Origin of the sequence: Legionella worsleiensis (assembly GCF_001467535.1) — a bacterium.
Lineage (GTDB): Bacteria > Pseudomonadota > Gammaproteobacteria > Legionellales > Legionellaceae > Legionella > Legionella worsleiensis.
Genome location: NZ_LNZC01000005.1, coordinates 52,439 through 70,662 on the forward strand (window position 1 = coordinate 52,439; position 18,224 = coordinate 70,662).

Sequence of the window (18,224 nt, forward strand, 5' to 3'; positions counted from 1 at the left end):
TTCAAAAGTATCATGCTTGAAATCTTAACAACCCTTCACTATATCTTACTAACAAAAATGAATCCGTTGTATATCAATCACTGATCGCATCATTAGGGTATTACAGATTAAAATGACTGGTGTTAATACCTCCGCACGCAATCACAAGAATAGATTCGAATGAATGAATTATCGGGTGATTATCATAAACCACAGACATCGAAGCGCCACTTGAAAGCTCTACTAACATACGTTGATCTTTAGCAAAATTGCGACTACCCTGCTTTGCCTCTGTATCGCTAACGACTACGTTCTTAATCAAATGCTCTTTTGCCCATTCCATAAGCCTTGGTGTAACACTTTTTGCGCCCAGACTGGTTGCTTTACTTGTAATTGACGGTAATGTAACTCGATGACCGGCCTTTACAGATTGAAAAAAGGCATCAGCCCCCGCTGTTTCAACAGCAATTAAGGGTACCTCTTTCCAACCTTGTTGACGCATGCCTTGTAAAACACCACAAGCCAATCCACCTCCTCCTACTGATACAATAACCGCATCAGGAGGTTGAATGCCTTGCAAAACAACTTCCTCAATGAGTGTCGCATGTCCATCCCATAACATAGGATGATCAAAGGGAGGGATATAAGCAGCGTCATGCTCTTTAGCGAAAACCTCTGCCGCCTGATGGGCTTCATCCCACACTGTGCCCGCAACAACAACTTGTGCACCATATGACTTGATTGCATCAACATAGGTAGTATGGCTGCTGCTTGGAATAAAAACCGTCGTTGGCACTTCCAGTTTCATTCCGCAATAAGCTACGGCAATACCAGCATTGCCTCCTGATGATGCCACAAAAGATCTAATACCTTTCTGCCATTCATGCTGACATAATTTGCCAATACCACGCAGTTTAAACGAACCAGGTGGTTGAAGTAATTCCAGCTTAAAATAAATCTGCTTTCCTAGTGTATTTTTTAGCTGTTGTGATTGAATTAATGGTGTTTTAATATGAAGTGGTTTCATCAGATATCACTTAAGAATAATATTAGTTAATAGAAAAATTGATACCGAGATTGTTTTTTAATGCATTTCTATAGACAACCTCAGCTACACTTAAATCCTGAATTGCCAGACCAACTGATTTAAATACGGTGGAATGGTTTTTATAGTCCACCTCTTTATGCAATAGCCACTGACCAATCTCAATAATGGCTTCTTTTTTTAATGTCTTTTGCTCAACAGCTTTGATTATTTCTCCAGATTCTGATAGCACAGCTTCTAGTTGATCAACAAAAACCACGGAATGACCCAAGACATCCTGACTAATTTCTTGCATTGTTCTGGAATGTGAGCCTATGGCATTAATGTGGACATGAGGCTGAACATCATTTAGATGAATTAATGGTTCTGTGCTGCCTGTTACTGTACAGATGATATCAGCATCTCTAACGGCCTGTGAAACCTGTTCATAGACATTAATGTCATATTGCTTCTCTACTTTTTTAGCAAACTCTTCCGCATTCTTTATATTTCGAGACCATATGGAAACACGTTTAATAGTACGGACTGAATTTATTGCTTCAAGTTGAGCTAGTGATTGAGCTCCTGATCCAATAATGGCTGCATGATTTGCGTTGTCTTGTGCAAAATACTTCGTTGCCAGTCCAGAAATAGCACCTGTTCTCAAAGCTGTTAAATAGGCCGCATCCATCAATACCTTGGGCTGTCCGGTGCTGGCATCAAGGAGCATAATAAACCCATTAATGGACGGACTATTTTTGGCAAGATTATTAGGAAAAATAGAGACTACTTTCAAACCTAAAGTCTTTTCTTGTGCCAAGTAAGCCGGCATGGTCAGTGTTAACGCTTTTTCCTCATCAATAGAAATTCCTGTTCTTAACGGCAACTTGACTTGTTGATTGGCTAATTGAGTAAAAGCACATTCCATTGCATCAATTGCTTGACTCATAGTGATGCTTTGTTTTACTTCTGCTAAGGATAACAGTCTAAGGCTCATTCGTTTTCTCCTATATTGACTGGATCAGATTAGCATAGCCTGCTAATATATAGCAAGCTATGCTAATCTGATTGGATTGAAATAAAATGAATACATCGACCTTACTTAAAAAAGCGAATCGTCTCTTAATTAAGAAAGCGAATGAATTGTTAAAGCACCATGGGATAACCCATGCTTATACTTATTTTTTAATGGAACTTTATCAGCAAGATGGATTAACTCAGTCTGAGATGCATAAACGCATTGGTATTGAACAACCCACCGCTGTAAGAACCTTGGACAGAATGGAACGAGATGGATTCATTTTACGCGAGCAAAGCCCAACAGACAGACGCGCCTTATTTATTAAGCTTACTGATAAAGGCAAGCAATACAAGGAGACTATCCAAAGCTGCGCTAAAGAACTTAATGACCTGGCATTAACTGGCTTTACAGATAATGAGATGAAATTACTCAATCAGTTAATTAATCGACTTAATTCTAATTTGGATAGTTGATAGCGAATGAGTTGTCCAAAGAACAACTCATCATTTAACTCATGTTTTTAAAATAAATTATTTTTATAAAATCACATCGCCTAATGATTTATGAGATAAAACACCTATAGCGTATAAAGATAACAAATTTTATACTGGCAGCTTACTTCTTACTTTTGACTCGTTTCATTAATCTTCTTTTTTTGTTGACCTGACGTTGAGACAACTTATTTTTTTTCTCTGCATATGGATTGGATCCGCCTTTGAACTCTATTTTTAATGGGGTTCCTACCAATCCCAAATGTTTAATAAACTCATTATTCAGATATCGTTTGTAACTTTCCGGCAAAGCATCAAGTTGATTACCATGAATGACAATGACAGGAGGATTGTGACCGCCAATATGGGCATAACGCAACTTAATCCTTCTACCACTGACACATGGAGGGGTATGCTTTGTACTTATATCTTGTAATAGCCGAGTTAAGCGAGGAGTTGAAAAAGATTGGGTGGCTGATTGGTATGCTTCATTGATGTCTTTAAATAATCCGCCAACACCACTGCCATGTAAAGCAGAGATAAATCGAATTTTGGCAAAATTGGCAAAATGCAATCTGCGTGATAATTCGTCTTTAATTCGTTCTTTGTGTTCTTCAGTTAATCCATCCCATTTATTGAAGGCAATAACCAGCGCCTTACCGGATTCGATAATAAAGCCAAGCAAATTCATATCTTGATCTGTAATGCCCTCTTGAGCATCGAGTAACTGCAAACAGACATTAGATTCCTTAATCGCCTGTAGCGTTTTGATTACAGAAAATTTTTCAATTTTTTCATCGATACGTGATTTTCTCCGCACACCGGCTGTATCTATGAGTACATAATTTTGTTCATCTCGTGTAAAAGGTATCGCAATACTGTCGCGGGTTGTACCTGGCATGTCGTAAACAACCACACGCTCTTCGCCCAGTATTCTGTTAATCAAAGTAGATTTTCCTACATTGGGTCTGCCAGCAAAGGCGATTTTTATTGTTTTATCCTCTTGGGTATCATTGGTTTCAGGTATGGCAAAAGGAAACAAAATAGTATCCAATAAAGAACTGATACCGCTACCATGAGATGCAGAAATAGAATGAATATCGGTAATACCTAGAGACTGAAAATCAGAACAGGCAATATCGTCATCTAAACCTTCTGTTTTATTAACGACCAAATGAATTTTTTTATTTAACTTTCTCAAATTGATGGCTATTTGCTCATCAATACCTGTCAAACCAGAGCGACCATCAACCAAAAAAAGAACAACATCGGCTTCATTTAAAGCGATTGCGGATTGTTTGGACATCAAACTGTCAACAGCAATGTCTTCAACCCCTATTCCCCCGGTATCAACAACGATATAGGGTTTATCGCCATGTAAGGCCTGTCCATATTGCCTGTCACGAGTCAGGCCAGGAAAGTCAGCCACCAGAGCATCCTGAGTTTTTGTCAGTCGGTTAAATAATGTCGATTTACCGACATTTGGTCGTCCTACAAGGGCAATTACTGGTATCATTGTGTTAACTCACGGACAGTTGGTTAAGCAATCCATTGTCTGTTAATACATAAAGATTCCTTCCCGCTACGGTTGGGGAAATACTAACCCCCGCAGATAATTGAGATCGAGCAATAAATTCACCAGTTTGTGAATCAAGGAAATGTAAATATCCTGTTTTATCACCAACAACTACATCCTTACCAACAACGACAGGCTCTGTTAATCCACGAGCTTTCAAATTGGTTTGTTTCCAATTAACGTGACCAGTTGATCTATCCAAAGACCAGACAACATCGTGACTGTCTGTCAAATATAAGGCATTGCCATCTAAGACCATATTTTTAAATACAGATCCCGGTTTTCTCCAGATAAATTGACCATCAGATAATGATAAAGCCCCGATGTATCCTTGATAGCTGGCTAAATAAGCAACTTTATCTTTTACTATAGGATCGGAATCAATATCAATGAGCCGTTCAACGTCACTTGAACCTGTTGCATAAGCAATGCTTCTTTGCCACACAAGGCGCCCCGTGTCGAGTTCGAGAGCATCAAGCTTACCGTCCGAAAACCCGATAAGAACCAAATTGTCCAAAATAATTGGAGAAGAACTGGCTTTTAACACAAGACCGGGAGAGCCATGCTCAGCAAACCATAACTGCTTCCCTGTTATCGCATCATAAGCGTACACTTTACCGTCAATAGTTTTAGCAACAATTTTCTGATGAGCCAACGCTGGAGGAGATAAAACTTCGCCTGATACTTTAGTCTGCCATAACTCTTTGCCGTCCGACTGATTCAACAAAGCTAAAGTTGAAGCATTAGTGCTGACAACAACAAATCCATCAGCCACAGTTGGGCCACTGAGAATTCCATGGTTTACAGAGGTAGACCACTTTACCTGACCATTAGTTTTATTAACGGCTTGTACTAATCCACTGGTATCTGCCGTATAAATTATGTCACCTCTAACTACTGGCTTGAGTTTTAAATATTCGCTGTTTTTTCGAGCTTTTCCAACTGGAGAAGCCCAGTTTTGCGATACTTTAATTTTGGATTGAACGGTTTCAAGTTCTTTAGGTTTGGGAGTATTATCTTTTCCTAACAAATAATCATCAACTTGAGTACACCCCTGAATCATTGCGCAAAGTAAAACGGTAAATAATCGAATGTTCATATATCTTAAATCCTGTTTTCTAGTGTTTTAAGCGGCCTGGACTTTTTTTTCATTGCTGTGCACTGTTTGATTTTTCAATGCCAGCTCGTTAGACTTCATTTCAAGGAATAAATTACCCATCCCATTGGTTTTTACTTCATCTATTGCCAAACGGTAGGCGTTAATTGCTTCCTGATATTGGCCAGTAGCGCCGTAAATATCACCTTTCAATTCGTTAATAACCGGTAAATACGTATTATCAACTACAGATGTCAGCTCTTTTAAAGCATTAGTGTACGCTTTTTCTGCTGCCATTAACCTCGCTATTCTGATTTTAGCGATCTGTTTCAATGCAGTCATGTTGCTGTGGTCGGCAACAAACCGTAATTCACTTTGAGCTTTGTCGAGTTTGTTCTTGCTTACATAAATTTTAGCGAGCGTCATATGAGCAACATCGGCATACACGGTATGATCATAGTCTTTTATTAACTGATTGGCGAATGAGCGTACAGATTTTATATTTTGATTTGAATAAGCAAGCATCATATTTTCGTATGTAGTTGAGGCCTGCTGTTTTAGCTTATCCTGATGCCAATGCATGTACCTGTATCCTGCAACACAAAGCAAAATAACCGACAAAAAGACAGAAACCAGGTTACCGTATCGTTTCCACCATTTTTTAATAACTTCTAATTGTTCCTCTTCAGTCATATACACTGACATTTTGTTCTCCTGCAATCAACCCAGATAGTTATTCAAGAATTCGATAATAGCATTTTGGTTTACAGTTACCTGTTCTGATTCGAAGCGCAGATCTTTTATTCCAATGCGTTCGTTTGCTATTTCGTCATCACCTAAAATTAATGCCAGACGAGCCCCACTCTTATCCGCTTTTTTAAACTGGCTTTTAAAGGAAGCATTAGTTGTATTAGTAACGACATCAACATTCGTATAAAAATCTCTGATCCGTTCAGCGATAGCAAGACCCTTAACCGATGCTGTATGACTGGTAGTAATGATATATACCAAAGGCGTTGTCTTTTTTTGCTCTAAAAGAGCCAGAGTTTCCATCAATAAAACAATCCGCTCTATACCCAAGGCAAATCCTGCTGCAGGAGTTGGGGAGCCACCCAGTTGCTCAACCAATATGTCATAGCGACCACCAGCACAAACAGTAGCCTGACTGCCTAATTTGTCCGTTACCCATTCAAATACGGTATGTCCGTAATAATCAAGGCCTCTAACAAGGAAAGGATTAACCGTAAAAGGAATGTTTAATTCATTCAAGCCCTGGCAAAATAGATTGAAGTGTTCCTTACTCTGGTCACCCAGGGAATCTATCAGTTTTGGTGCATTTGCTATAACCTTTTGTAATTCAGGATTTTTACTGTCCAGAATCCGCAACGGGTTTCGTTCAAGCCGTTTTTTGCTGTCATCATCAAGCTGATTAAAATGATCACGAAAATAATTAATCAGGAGGGTTCGGTAAATTTGACGCTCAGTCAATTCACCCAGAGTATTCACTTGCAACGTAAGCTGTTGTTCAAATCCAAGTGCTTTCCAGATACGATAGGACAAAGAGATGAGCTCAACCTCAATAGTAGATCCTGACATTCCGAAAGCTTCTACACCAAATTGAGTGAACTGCCTGTAACGGCCTTTTTGCGGGCGTTCATGACGAAACATTGGACCCATGTACCAAAGTCTCTGCTGTTGGTTATGCAATAACCCATTCTCAAGACAGGCACGAACGCACCCTGCTGTACCCTCAGGTCTTAAAGTCAGGCTATCACCGTTTAAATCGTTGAAGGTATACATTTCCTTTTCAACGATGTCAGTTATTTCGCCAATTGTCCTTTTGAACAATTGCGTATTCTCAATAAGAGGAAAACGAATTTCCTGATAACCGTAACGAGAAAGACATGTTACAAAAATCTGTTCAATGTGACGCCATATAGGTGTTCTTTCAGGTAACACATCATTCATACCACGTATTGCTTGAATTTTATCAGCCACCTTCTTTCTCCAAAGGCGTCATTTGCGCACCTGGAGTGAGTAATGACTGCATTTTAGACAAGTCTGTAAGTCGCAATTCTGCTGAACTATCATTCAAGGACAAATTGGCAGGACTTTGCTTCGCAGAATAAGAAGGCTGCGCATCACGGTTTTTTTGCCACCACACACCTACCGCCACCAAGACACCTACCGCAAACAAAATGGTCACTAGTCTGATTATGTTTTCAGCTTTGTGTGTTTCTCTTTTACTTTGCCACAGTGCCCGCTCTGGCTTTTTTTCGTAAGAATACTGTTCATTGAATAAAGCCAAGAAAGGCTCTGGTGCTACACCCAATAACTTGGAGTATGCACGTAAATAACCTTTGATAAATACCGGTTGAGGCAGTAATTGGAAATCACCTGCTTCAATTAATTCGATAATTCTTACTCTTAAATGCAGTTTACTGGCAACATAATCGATAGTATAACCTTTTTGTTGACGTAAACTCGCAAGTTGTTTTCCTGGATTATCAATCTCGATATGATTCGTATCATCCACTGTGGCTGTTATATTCATCATTTGCTCCACTATTATCAGTAGTTGGTTCCATTGTTCTTAAATTACGCTCATAAGCTGCTGCTACAGCAAAATGTCCCGTTTTAACTGCAATGTCTTTTGCTAAAGTTAAAAAATACTTATCGTTTAAAACCAAATCGGGGTGATTTTGTAAGAGCGTATAAGCCTCGTCTAAATGTCCAGTATTATTTTCCAGCTTGACAAGTTCAAAAAGCGATTGCTTTCTGGAGGGGTCTTGATCAAGCGCATTTATAAAGTACTCTTTTGCCTTTTTTTTGTCAGGAATTGCTAATGCACAAAGACCCGCATTTTCATAAGCTGCAGCCGTATTGATGTAATGAACATCTTTAACCGCTTTTAAAAAATAAATTTCAGCCTTTTTATAGTCGCCTTGTCGGCATAAAAATGCCCCATAGTTGTTTAATTGAGCACCGCCTCCAGAAGATAACGATATAGCCTTTAAATAATGTTTTCTGGCTTCATCCAGTTCATTGGTTTGTTCGAAATAATAAGCCATCGCTGCATTAACTTCAGATGAATTGGGTTCTTGTTTTATGGCAGTAAGCAATTTCTTTTTAGCTCGTGGTCTGTCACCTTGCTTTAAATATCCCAAGCCAAGTTGCGTGTTGTAACTTGCAGCTTTAGTCAGATCGGTTTTTTTAAGTTCTGGTTCAGCATGTTGATCGGTATGGTTACATCCCTGAAGAAACAGAAACATACAGATTAACAAGTACCGTAATACCATACGCACGACTACCACTTAACATTAGAAATGATTTTGCATTATAACCACTTACTGAGAAATTAAAAATGTTTTGTCATCTCATTTCATATTAATTAATGTGATGAATGATTAATGTCTTCAGTTTTTTTACTTTTGGGAATGAAATGAAGTTTTTGCCAACGCTGTGAACGGCTAGTTCTGTCCTTAACTTCTCCGGCTAACTGACCACAAGCGGCATCAATATCATCCCCGCGTGTTTTACGAGTGATTGTATTAATACCATTTTTAATCAGTAAATCCCTGAAAGCATCAATAGCCTCTTGGGAAGAACGTTGATATTGAGTCATGGGAAAAGGATTAAACGGAATCAGATTTACTTTGGCAGGAACATCACGTAGTAGTTTTATTAACTGTTTGGCATGTTCCGGCTGATCATTGATCCCTTTTAACATGACGTATTCAAAAGTTACCTTGCGTCTTGGCTCATCTTTAAAATACCTTTTACACAATGCCATTAATTGTGCCAAAGGATATTTTTTATTAATGGGAACCAATTCATTTCTTAAAGCATCGTTAGGTGCATGCAAGGATACGGCTAATGCAACAGGACTAACTTCCCTTAGTCTCTCGAGATCGGGCAACACTCCTGAAGTACTCAGCGTAACTCGTCTTTTAGACAATCCATAGGCATAATCATCCATCATAATGCTCATGGCGGATACGACATTATCAAAATTAAGTAAAGGCTCACCCATACCCATCATGACCACGTTGGTAATGCGCTGATCATGAGCACCACCTGCCTGAGAAAGTTCCCTGACAGCCAGCCATACCTGACCAATAATTTCAGCTGTGGTTAAATTACGATTGAAGCCTTGTTTAGCGGTTGAGCAGAAAGAACAATTAAGCGCACAACCTACCTGAGAAGACACACAAAGAGTTCCTCTGTTTGCCTCAGGAATAAACACCGTTTCAATACAGTTACCACAATCAAGTTTAAGCAGCCACTTGTGCGTACCGTCATTTGATTTCTGACAAGCAACGATTTCTGGCAGTTTAATGCAAGACAGCTGGGAAAGCTTTTGTGTCAAAGCCTTCCCTATATTCGTCATTTTGGTAAAGTCAGTCAAACCGGTCTGATGAATCCATTGAATCAATTGCTGAGCTCTAAATGGTTTTTCACCCCATTCAATCAGGAGCTCCCGCAACTGAGCATAATTATAATCCAATAAATTAACTTTCTGACTGGTCATACCGACTCCCAAACAACTTTATCTGTCACAAATTTCGTGTGGTTCAAAGAAAAATGCAATTTCACGAGCTGCATTTTCAGCACTGTCTGAACCATGAACAGCATTTGCATCAATACTGTCTGCAAAATCAGCACGGATAGTACCTGGTGCTGCTTCTTTAGGGTTGGTTGCACCCATCAAATCACGGTTTTTTAGTACTGCATTTTCACCTTTCAGAGCCTGGATCATTACAGGACCAGAAATCATAAATTCAACAAGATCGTTAAAGAAAGGACGGTCTTTGTGAACTTCATAAAAGCCTTCAGCTTGAGCACGAGACAAATGCATCATTTTAGCAGCAACGATGTTTAATCCCGCCTGCTCAAAACGAGTATATATTTGACCAATTACTGATTTTGCTACTGCATCTGGTTTAATAATAGACAAAGTATGTTCTGTCGCCATGTCGCACTCCAAGAAGTTAGTTAAAGTGCATTATTATACACGAAGACTTGGGGTTCTGGCTAATATAAATTCATCATGACAGTAATGAATGACGCATGTTCACCTAATTTTCACCTATAGTTTTATCGAAATATAGGGATTCTTTATTAACAGCATCCTGCTCGGGATCAATTCTGTATTCAGGCAGTAAGTTAATAAGCTCGGTGACACGGATAATGGTTTCGTAAAATTGGGTTCTGTACGATTTAGCCTGCTCACCTAATACTTTGTTTTCTTGAACAAATTCACGGGTTTGCTCATCGAAATGAACTACTACGTCGAGTAAATCAGCCATATCGGCTAAAATTTTACTTTTCAACACATCATTTAAGGATATTTTAGTAATAGTATTAAAACACTCCACGATTAAAGAAGGGTTGCCAAGCGATGCGGCTTGAATGTAATCACAATGAATGAGTGCATAATGCAATGCGCTGCGTAGGGTGCTTTTGTTGACCGTCAATCCGTTGTCTTTCAAGGAGTTATTAATCTGCGTTAGAGTAACTTCAAATTTCGTTCGCCACTGTTCTGCAATTTGAATAAGCCTTGCCTGCGCATTAGCAATTAGTTTATTTTGCTCTAATTGCAAACGATGATAATCCTCACCGAGAGTAACTAATCTTTGGCGCTCATCTTCCAAGGATTCCCGAGTAAATGCGCCAGGTGAGGTTTCGTCTTTACCGCTTTCACCTGATAACAGATAATCGATAAATAATTTTTGAGCATATACGTGGTAATCTCCCGCTTGTTGAAGCACGATTCCGTTTAATACGTTTTTTAGGGGAATTTGCAATAACTGATGATAAAAACTGTAGGGACTTTTAATGGCACTGATGAGTTCATTTTGCGGCAAAGTAATTTGATAAGTGCCTAATAAACGCTGAGCGGTGATTACGCCATAGGTTGAAAACCATTTGCTTAATTGTTCGTCTTGTATTAACTCGTCCATAATCCATCCAATTTAAATTGTCCAGCGTCTGTGATATAAGGGCTGATTTATTGAAATTATAGTGCATACCCATGATGTTAAAACGATTAGAGACTGATTTACAAACTTTAAATGAATTTCTTCGTGTTTCTACACCAGATGCCTGGCTTGCTCACGCTGCGGATAACATTCCATTGTTACTGATTGATCACGCCCATTGTGAACGAAAAGCAGCAGCTACCGCCATTACATTTATGAGTAAATATCCTGAAAAAACCGAATTAGTCGCCAAAATGTCCCCTCTCGCCAGAGAAGAACTGCTTCATTTCGAAAAAGTACTCGACATCATGCGCCAAAAAGGAATTTCCTATACCGCCCTGCAACCTTCAGAATATGCCGCTAAATTACACAAACTAATCACTCAACGTGACGGTAATGAACGCTTGTGCGATCAACTTATTGTTGGTGCCATAATCGAAGCCCGCTCCTGTGAACGATTCAATGCCATCATTCCTTGTTTAAATGATCCAGAACTCGGCCGCTTTTATAAGACCCTTATCAAATCTGAAGCCCGACATTTTCAAGATTACCTGTATTTAGCCAGGCTATACGGTGGTGCAATAGAAACCCGCCTGGAGCGATTCTTGAGTGTTGAGAATGAGTTTATTTTGGGACAAGATAGAGTATTTCGTTTTCATAGCGGCATACCTTCTATGAATTAATCAACGGGCTATGAGCACCATAATGCTGCACAATTGTGCCATAGCATGAGTAAGATTTACTTAAATAAAGTCGCTTCGCAACACCATTTAATCCCCCTCACCCTTGATCCCTCTCCCCCACGCTATGCGCAGTGGAGAGGGAAAAACTCGATAAGTTCAATCCAGTACGTGGTAAGTTACAATTGCCGAGTTGCCTTCACACTCCAAGCACCCCAAGGAGTATGCAACAGTCTATATTCATATTTTGTTAATTTTAAACAGAAGCCATCACGGATTTCATTGATACCCCAAATGTCTTAAAATAAATTTTAATCGAATACATGTTCAGCAGAATTGCATTCGAAACAGATAGTATTCGAGATCTGGTTGGAGTTTAATGTGTTAGCATTTAAAGTAATAAAATGCCAAGCCATCCCAATGTTATTAAACATTAAAATGTAATATGCAAATTTTTAAGATGTCGAATTGTAGTTGTTGCTTCAATAATTAAAAATTTTAAATACTCTTAAGTCACTAGGGTCTGAGGTAAATAACAGGTAGTCATTTAATGGAAAGGTATAATATTGCTTTTGTTCCTAAATTCAAATCTAATGAATTTATTGCGTTAGCTACTGAAATCATAGATAAACCTTTCAGCTATATTCTGGGAAATAAATCCATCCCCCATGTAACTATTTGCCAATTTTATTCTGAAGAGCATAAGCTGGGCGATCTCTCTAAAAAAATTTGTTTCGAGTCATCAGATTTTAATTTGCACTTATCGTTTAGAGAAATAAGTCATACAAGTTTTAAAAAACCAGTCTACTGGGTATCATTACTACCAGAAAATACGTTAAAACTACATGAAGTATTTAATTACATCTCTAAACTTGTTAATCCTTTGAGAACTGACGATTATGATCCACATTTAACATTATTTAATTACGCATACATAAATCAAAAAAATGAAATTAATTTAGAAAAAAAAATAAATGATAAAGTGAGTATACAAGACGAATTTGAGTTGATTATTGGAACATCCGACTGTTTTGGACAATTAACCAGAATCATAAAAATCTTAACTTAAATTTTGTTAGTGTAATTCAGATTGCTCTGTAAAGGATAAAAAATCGTCATGCCCGCATAGGAGGACAACCATCAATCAAAATAATCCGATACCCCAATCAACCCGCAGTGGATTTTTTGTCATGCATAGCTAAGAATCATGACACTCACCGCTAATGTTCTTATATTGTATCATTTGGTCATATTTAGTATATATAATTTTATGTGAGAATAGCCTTCTTCCCGCATGGCAAGCTCTATTAACAAGTTAAAATCCTCCCTGTTTATGGCTTTAGGTTTAAACATGAGAATTCGAATAATAAGACGCTCTTCCGCATACATCTTCTTTAATCGGCTATTTTCGGCTTCCGATGCAAGTGGATCACCAATTCCGACAAGATCCTGGAAAAAATGGCTCTGTTCTGTTGACAACTCGTGATATTGAATACTGCTTTCCCATTCAAACCTGGATAAACGGCCTAACAGGGACCGGAGGAAAACTCTGTGCCAGAACTGACCGGTTCTTTAACGATTGATTCTATTTTTGTAGAGATATTTTCCAAAAGGGGGATATAATCTGTCTTAAGGTATTTGATTCGTAATTGTGCTTCTTCCACCTCGCCAAAACCTGATGACAACACTCTGAAAAAAGTGGAGGGATGCATGGGATGAAGTGATTGCTGTATACCAGCGTTATCAAAATTCGCACAAAGATCTGCAAGCTCTTGCCTTGCTGCCTGAATTTTCCTGGCAACCAACGTGGCTGGTATCACAATAATATCGAGAGACTTTAACACTTCATCTTGTGGCTCTGCATACAGTAACGGATCTGCGCCATGATCTAGCAATGTATTCGCTTCTTCCAGGTGATCCAATGCAAGTGCTAAAGCCAGGGGCGTCATCCCGGTAATTACATTAATCTGGTTTATATTCACATCACCCGCAATACTCAGGTACCAGGGAATCTGATTAATCAACTCCCGAGTCATAGGGTTACGCCGAGGATTGACTATCAACAGGGACAGTGGCGTATCGTACTTATTATCCATCAAGGAAAAATCGTAACCATTATTCCGGGCTGAATTCAGATAGAGTGAAAGAATGGGATCTCGGACAGAATCATTGGAAACAGCTGCCACATGAACCGGAGTTTGTCCCTTATTATCCCTGACAGATAACCGCTCCAGATTCATGAACGGTTTTAAAATAATAGCCGCAAAACGATAATCATTAACTGCATGATGAAAAAGGGTTCTTCCATTTTCATCTTGTAAATCAAGGAGTTCCGGTTTTATTTCCAAATGTTTCACTAAACTTGGGCACTTGTCTTCTGTAACCAGTGCGCTAAAAAACTCATGGGTCAATTCATAATCAGTTATCTCGATCATATAAAACAGTACTGTGTAAAGAAAAAATCTATTTATATAATGGCATATAAAGATTTGAGGGGCAAATTATAATGTATAAAAACATGATGCTTGATAGATTTCCTGACGTTAAATACCCTAATTGCCTACTGCTTACAAAAAATAATCGTAACTTACCAAGTACTGAATTGAACTTATCGAATTTTCCCTCTCCACTGCGCATAGCGTGGGGGAGAGGGATCAAGGGAGAGGAGGATTAAATAGTGTTGCGAAGCAACTTCATTATATTTATGATAAATATTCTTGTGCGGCATCAATAAAAACAATACGTCAACCCTCCGCACGCGAATGATTGCCCCTGATTTCACGAAACATTCTGCGGGATCTGGCTCTATAAAGATCCTCATATAGGCGATTGAAAACATAAGCCCCAAGTCGCAAACCCTGCTCAATTGCATACTTGTCTTCTTCGGATTTATCCCAAGAATGCTCGAGAATATCGAAAAAATCCTGCGAGTGTTTAATATCAAGTTCAGAATGGAGCGTGTAATGGATTAAGCGATCCTGACTCAGCCATTCACGTTCCACAATTCCAGTCCCTATCCAGGAAGAAATCTCAGCAAACATGCGTTCAATCATCCCCATGATACCAACTCCTGTAAGATATTCATCCAATACACATGCGCCAGCCAAAAAGGTATTAAAAGTTCGTACCTCTGGCCACAAGGCACGACTGTCAACATCTTCAGGTGATATATTACCTAATCGGTTTAATAGCTCCATAAATGTTGTTCCATGAACCTTTTCAAGGTTACCTTCACCATGCTCTTCCCATACATTACGTAATACTTCTATCCTTAGTTCCGCCGTTGGGATTTTTGCTGCCAGAGCACTCATGGGTTGGTTAAAAAAAGTTACAGCGAAAAAAATTGAATTTGGGTTTCAATAAAATCCTCTTTGGAAAATGAGCCATCATTTAAAGCTAAAAAAAAAGGATTATCACGAAAATTGGAATCTGTCAGAATAATATCAATTAATTCTGCAAGTTTTTTTTGACTGTTCATCTATATAATCTCCATTATCTGATTTAAATCGTTTGCGGGACGTCTGAATAATAGCTGTATTTAAAACCAGCATTTCGTAAATTGTTATAATTTTTTACCAACTAATAACCTTTTATAAAAAAAACTACGATCCTGATGAAGACAATCCACCCCATCCTTAACTTGCCACTCAAGTTGATTACCACCTAAAGAAGGAATATCTAATGTGGAATTTAATTGACGGAGGATCAACATTCCTCCAGAATTTAATTTATCTACAACTGCGCACAACATTTCTTTTGCTTCATGAGGATTTAACCAGTCAAGAGCATTCGATAAATGAATAAAGTCATAAGAGTCATTCATCGTATTTAATGTTTCAGAGAGCGTATGATTTAGAAATTTTACCTTCTTAAAAATACTTTGTTTCGGTTTTGTTAGCCATTCATAGGGTCTGTGAATAAATTGACCTAATAGTAATTGACTTAAAAAAGGATTATTTTTTGCACTCGGACAATTTAATGCGCTGATGGTTTGGCAGAAAAAATGCTCCCAAAATTGCATTGCTGGATTTTGTGTAGCGTCCTTCCCATATAAAGCGACAAGGTTATCAAGAGTCATTACTTTTTTGAACGACTCCCTCAATACTTCTTTTAGATGTTCTGATATGGTATTTCCAGAATTAGAAAGAATAGCTCTGATTTCAGGTTCAAAATGGCGAATTTCAAGCTGTAACTGCCTAAATAAATATTCGTAACGACCACAATAATCCAAGCCAGATTCAGCAACCTTATCCAAATCGCCTAGAGTATCTTCAGGGTAACCCAATAGATGCAAACGAAGAGCAATCCAGGCACGGCGGTCTTGCACAGACATCTTTTGGTGACCAAGAATAGAGAGCCTCTCCTCAATCGAGCAATGTTCCAACAAATGCAATTTAAGTTGTGCTAAAGCAAGCTGAGATAAATTAGGATCAACCACAGTAAGTTCACTTATTAAAGGATGCGTTGCCAAAAGAGCCGCTGTGCAACCGCCTGAGGCGATCATAAGCACTTTCGTTTGTGGTCTGTTCATATGATCAATCACCTGAACATCTAATAAGGGATCTTCTCTTACCTGTGCAAAACCAACTGGAAACTGAGTTGCTGTCTTAACCCAGTAAGCAACTTGCTCGGACTTTTTCATCAAGTGATATCCTTAAATTTTCTAGTGAAAAAATGCAAGGATAACGAAATTAAGAGATATAGCAATATGATTAATAAAATTAAAGTCTGACCAATAAAAATCTTGTGGTATTGATTTATTTTTAAAGTATTTAAACCTGATTTAGCAACAACTTATAAATCTGGATATTTTTTCAAGCAAATGTTCCACATGCACCATATGAGTCCGAAAATTTAAAATACAGGCACGTATCCAAATAGTTTCCCCGAGTCGTGTTGAACTGACATTAATAAGGCCATCTTCTGTAATAGATGCAAGTAATTTTTCAGTTTCCAGATTATAAGCAAGACGAAAAGCGACTACAGATAACCGAGGTTTTGCAAATATAATTACACCATCCAGTAATTCTAATTGCTGATGCAACCAGCACGCCAGCAAGTGCTTTTCTAGCAATGCACTTTTAAAACACTCAATTCCCAGCAGATCTAAACTCAAACTTATACGGGGCGCACGATTATGGCGAGTCATTTCAAGTGAATAATCAACTGGAGAGCGAGTTTCAATTGCTTCTTTTGTATCAGGCCTTGAAAGATATTCAGCATCTTCATGAAAGGCACTTTTTAGAAAACGTTGCTTTTTTACTAAGGCCACACCAACACCGTATGCCAGGAACATGCCTTTGTGAGGATCAACAACAATAGAGTCAGCGTTTTCAATTCCTTTAAGTGTTTTTTTGCCCACTTCGGTTAGTACAAACATTCCTCCATAAGCTGCATCTACATGCATCCAGACTTTATGTTTATCAGCAATCTCAGAAATAGACTCAAGAGGATCTACAGAACCCGTATTCGTAGTTCCAGCAGAGGTAATTATAAGAAAAGGATGAAGACCTTGGTCTAAATGAGTTTGAATGGAGGCATCAAGATCTTCTGAGTCCATTGATAAATCATTACACGTACGAACAAAATGAATGTGAGCGTGATGCAACCCCATAACTTTAAGTGAGCGACGAATCGCAAAATGAGCTTGATTTGTCATGTAGATAACAAGATTATTTATGTCTATTTGTTCTACAGATTCTCGAGCAGCCAAAAGACAAGTCAAGGTTGCATGAGTTCCTCCGCTTGTTAAGCAACCCCATGCATCACCACCCATCTCGAACAAATCACAAAACCACTTAATAACCTTGTTTTCACTCTCTGTATTTCCTGGTGCTCCGAAATGTAACCCTGTATAACGATTGGTCACACTAATAACAAAATCAGCCAGTGCACTGGTTAGTACGCCTCCTCCCGGTACATAGCCCATAAAGTTACCGCTTGCCGTTTCTATACCCCTATCAAGCTGGGTAGCAATTAGACGTTGTAATGGGGTTAAGGGCTCATGAAAAGTGGTTTTTAACTCACTTAAGATGGAATTTGCAGAAAGCTCTGGCATCGCAGGAGCGTTTCCGACTTGATTGATGAAAGGCACAAGATAATTTAACGCCTCCTGGCAATACTCATAAAATTCCTCTCCAGAAATTTCAAGAGACGATGTTTCGAACTGTAGCTGGGAAATGTGATCCGAGAGATTTTCCAAGTTTAATCCATGTCTTTAAAGCTTTTAAAAATTGATACATTAAATTCGAAACAGCAGCAAGGGAATAGCCAAAAGTTAACATAATTGCAACTTAAATTGACGATATTTCCCTGTGCCTTAACAATCATCAGTCGAATTGCACGATAAAAAACTGCCTAAGGTTATGAAACAGAC

Annotated in this window: 19 protein-coding genes; 3 read left to right on the forward strand and 16 right to left on the reverse strand. The window is 38.6% G+C overall.

Annotated features, from left to right (window positions below):
• Window positions 1-100 precede the first annotated feature (100 nt).
• Both Lwor_RS03395 and Lwor_RS03400 read right to left on the reverse strand, forming a co-directional pair.
• Window positions 101-1,006, reverse strand: a complete 906-nt coding sequence (locus tag Lwor_RS03395) for a pyridoxal-phosphate dependent enzyme (protein ID WP_058492504.1) — start codon at window positions 1,004-1,006, stop codon at window positions 101-103.
• Between the two features lie 22 nt (window positions 1,007-1,028).
• Complete coding sequence (locus Lwor_RS03400) at window positions 1,029-2,000, reverse strand: ornithine cyclodeaminase family protein (protein WP_058492505.1); 972 nt, start codon at window positions 1,998-2,000, stop codon at window positions 1,029-1,031.
• Window positions 2,001-2,086: 86 nt separating this feature from the next.
• Between Lwor_RS03400 and Lwor_RS03405 the strand changes: the two genes are divergently transcribed.
• On the forward strand, window positions 2,087-2,497 hold the full coding sequence (locus Lwor_RS03405) for a MarR family winged helix-turn-helix transcriptional regulator (protein ID WP_058492506.1): 411 nt from the start codon (window positions 2,087-2,089) through the stop codon (window positions 2,495-2,497).
• A gap of 142 nt (window positions 2,498-2,639) precedes the next feature.
• Here Lwor_RS03405 and der read toward each other — a convergent pair whose 3' ends face one another.
• The 9 genes from der to Lwor_RS03450 form a co-directional block, all read right to left on the reverse strand.
• On the reverse strand, window positions 2,640-4,031 hold the full coding sequence (gene der, locus Lwor_RS03410) for a ribosome biogenesis GTPase Der (protein WP_058492507.1): 1,392 nt from the start codon (window positions 4,029-4,031) through the stop codon (window positions 2,640-2,642).
• Window positions 4,032-4,035: 4 nt separating this feature from the next.
• Complete coding sequence (gene bamB / locus Lwor_RS03415) at window positions 4,036-5,190, reverse strand: outer membrane protein assembly factor BamB (RefSeq protein WP_058492508.1); 1,155 nt, start codon at window positions 5,188-5,190, stop codon at window positions 4,036-4,038.
• A gap of 27 nt (window positions 5,191-5,217) precedes the next feature.
• Entirely contained in the window at window positions 5,218-5,892 is a 675-nt protein-coding gene (locus Lwor_RS03420) for a YfgM family protein (RefSeq protein WP_058492509.1), read from the reverse strand.
• Between the two features lie 15 nt (window positions 5,893-5,907).
• Window positions 5,908-7,185: a histidine--tRNA ligase gene (hisS, locus tag Lwor_RS03425; protein WP_058492510.1), complete on the reverse strand. Its 1,278-nt coding sequence runs from the start codon at window positions 7,183-7,185 to the stop codon at window positions 5,908-5,910.
• On the reverse strand, window positions 7,178-7,741 hold the full coding sequence (locus Lwor_RS03430) for a helix-turn-helix domain-containing protein (RefSeq protein ID WP_058492511.1): 564 nt from the start codon (window positions 7,739-7,741) through the stop codon (window positions 7,178-7,180). The genes hisS and Lwor_RS03430 overlap by 8 nt, the downstream gene beginning before the upstream one ends.
• Window positions 7,716-8,486 carry a type IV pilus biogenesis/stability protein PilW gene (gene pilW / locus Lwor_RS03435; protein WP_058492572.1) on the reverse strand — a complete coding sequence of 257 codons (771 nt, stop codon included), beginning with the start codon at window positions 8,484-8,486 and terminating at the stop codon, window positions 7,716-7,718. Before pilW ends, Lwor_RS03430 begins: the two co-directional genes overlap by 26 nt.
• Window positions 8,487-8,578: 92 nt before the next feature.
• Window positions 8,579-9,718, reverse strand: a complete 1,140-nt coding sequence (gene rlmN / locus Lwor_RS03440; RefSeq protein WP_058492512.1) for a dual-specificity RNA methyltransferase RlmN — start codon at window positions 9,716-9,718, stop codon at window positions 8,579-8,581.
• Window positions 9,719-9,736: 18 nt separating this feature from the next.
• Window positions 9,737-10,162: a nucleoside-diphosphate kinase gene (gene ndk, locus Lwor_RS03445; protein WP_058492513.1), complete on the reverse strand. Its 426-nt coding sequence runs from the start codon at window positions 10,160-10,162 to the stop codon at window positions 9,737-9,739.
• A 103-nt stretch (window positions 10,163-10,265) separates the two neighbouring features.
• Window positions 10,266-11,150, reverse strand: a complete 885-nt coding sequence (locus Lwor_RS03450; protein ID WP_058492514.1) for a hypothetical protein — start codon at window positions 11,148-11,150, stop codon at window positions 10,266-10,268.
• Window positions 11,151-11,224: 74 nt separating this feature from the next.
• Here Lwor_RS03450 and Lwor_RS03455 point away from each other — a divergent pair, with 74 nt between their 5' ends.
• Together Lwor_RS03455 and Lwor_RS03460 are read left to right on the forward strand one after the other, a co-directional pair.
• Window positions 11,225-11,851 carry a MiaE family protein gene (locus Lwor_RS03455; protein WP_058492573.1) on the forward strand — a complete coding sequence of 209 codons (627 nt, stop codon included), beginning with the start codon at window positions 11,225-11,227 and terminating at the stop codon, window positions 11,849-11,851.
• Window positions 11,852-12,398: 547 nt separating this feature from the next.
• The gene (locus Lwor_RS03460) at window positions 12,399-12,917 is read left to right on the forward strand and encodes a hypothetical protein (protein WP_058492515.1); all 519 of its coding nucleotides are present in this window, start codon (window positions 12,399-12,401) and stop codon (window positions 12,915-12,917) included.
• A 457-nt stretch (window positions 12,918-13,374) separates the two neighbouring features.
• Here Lwor_RS03460 and Lwor_RS03470 read toward each other — a convergent pair whose 3' ends face one another.
• The 5 genes from Lwor_RS03470 to Lwor_RS03485 all read right to left on the reverse strand — a co-directional run bounded on the left by Lwor_RS03470 (window position 13,375) and on the right by Lwor_RS03485 (window position 18,050).
• Window positions 13,375-14,283 (reverse strand): ankyrin repeat domain-containing protein, encoded by a 909-nt coding sequence (locus tag Lwor_RS03470; protein WP_058492517.1) that lies wholly within the window; start codon window positions 14,281-14,283, stop codon window positions 13,375-13,377.
• A 309-nt stretch (window positions 14,284-14,592) separates the two neighbouring features.
• The gene (locus Lwor_RS13305) at window positions 14,593-15,159 is read right to left on the reverse strand and encodes an iron-containing redox enzyme family protein (RefSeq protein ID WP_083501570.1); all 567 of its coding nucleotides are present in this window, start codon (window positions 15,157-15,159) and stop codon (window positions 14,593-14,595) included.
• 17 nt (window positions 15,160-15,176) lie between these two features.
• The gene (locus Lwor_RS13690; protein ID WP_157063122.1) at window positions 15,177-15,326 is read right to left on the reverse strand and encodes a hypothetical protein; all 150 of its coding nucleotides are present in this window, start codon (window positions 15,324-15,326) and stop codon (window positions 15,177-15,179) included.
• Between the two features lie 84 nt (window positions 15,327-15,410).
• On the reverse strand, window positions 15,411-16,490 hold the full coding sequence (locus Lwor_RS03480; RefSeq protein ID WP_058492519.1) for a DUF3419 family protein: 1,080 nt from the start codon (window positions 16,488-16,490) through the stop codon (window positions 15,411-15,413).
• A 141-nt stretch (window positions 16,491-16,631) separates the two neighbouring features.
• The gene (locus tag Lwor_RS03485) at window positions 16,632-18,050 is read right to left on the reverse strand and encodes a pyridoxal phosphate-dependent decarboxylase family protein (protein ID WP_058492520.1); all 1,419 of its coding nucleotides are present in this window, start codon (window positions 18,048-18,050) and stop codon (window positions 16,632-16,634) included.
• Between the last annotated feature and the right edge of the window lie 174 nt (window positions 18,051-18,224).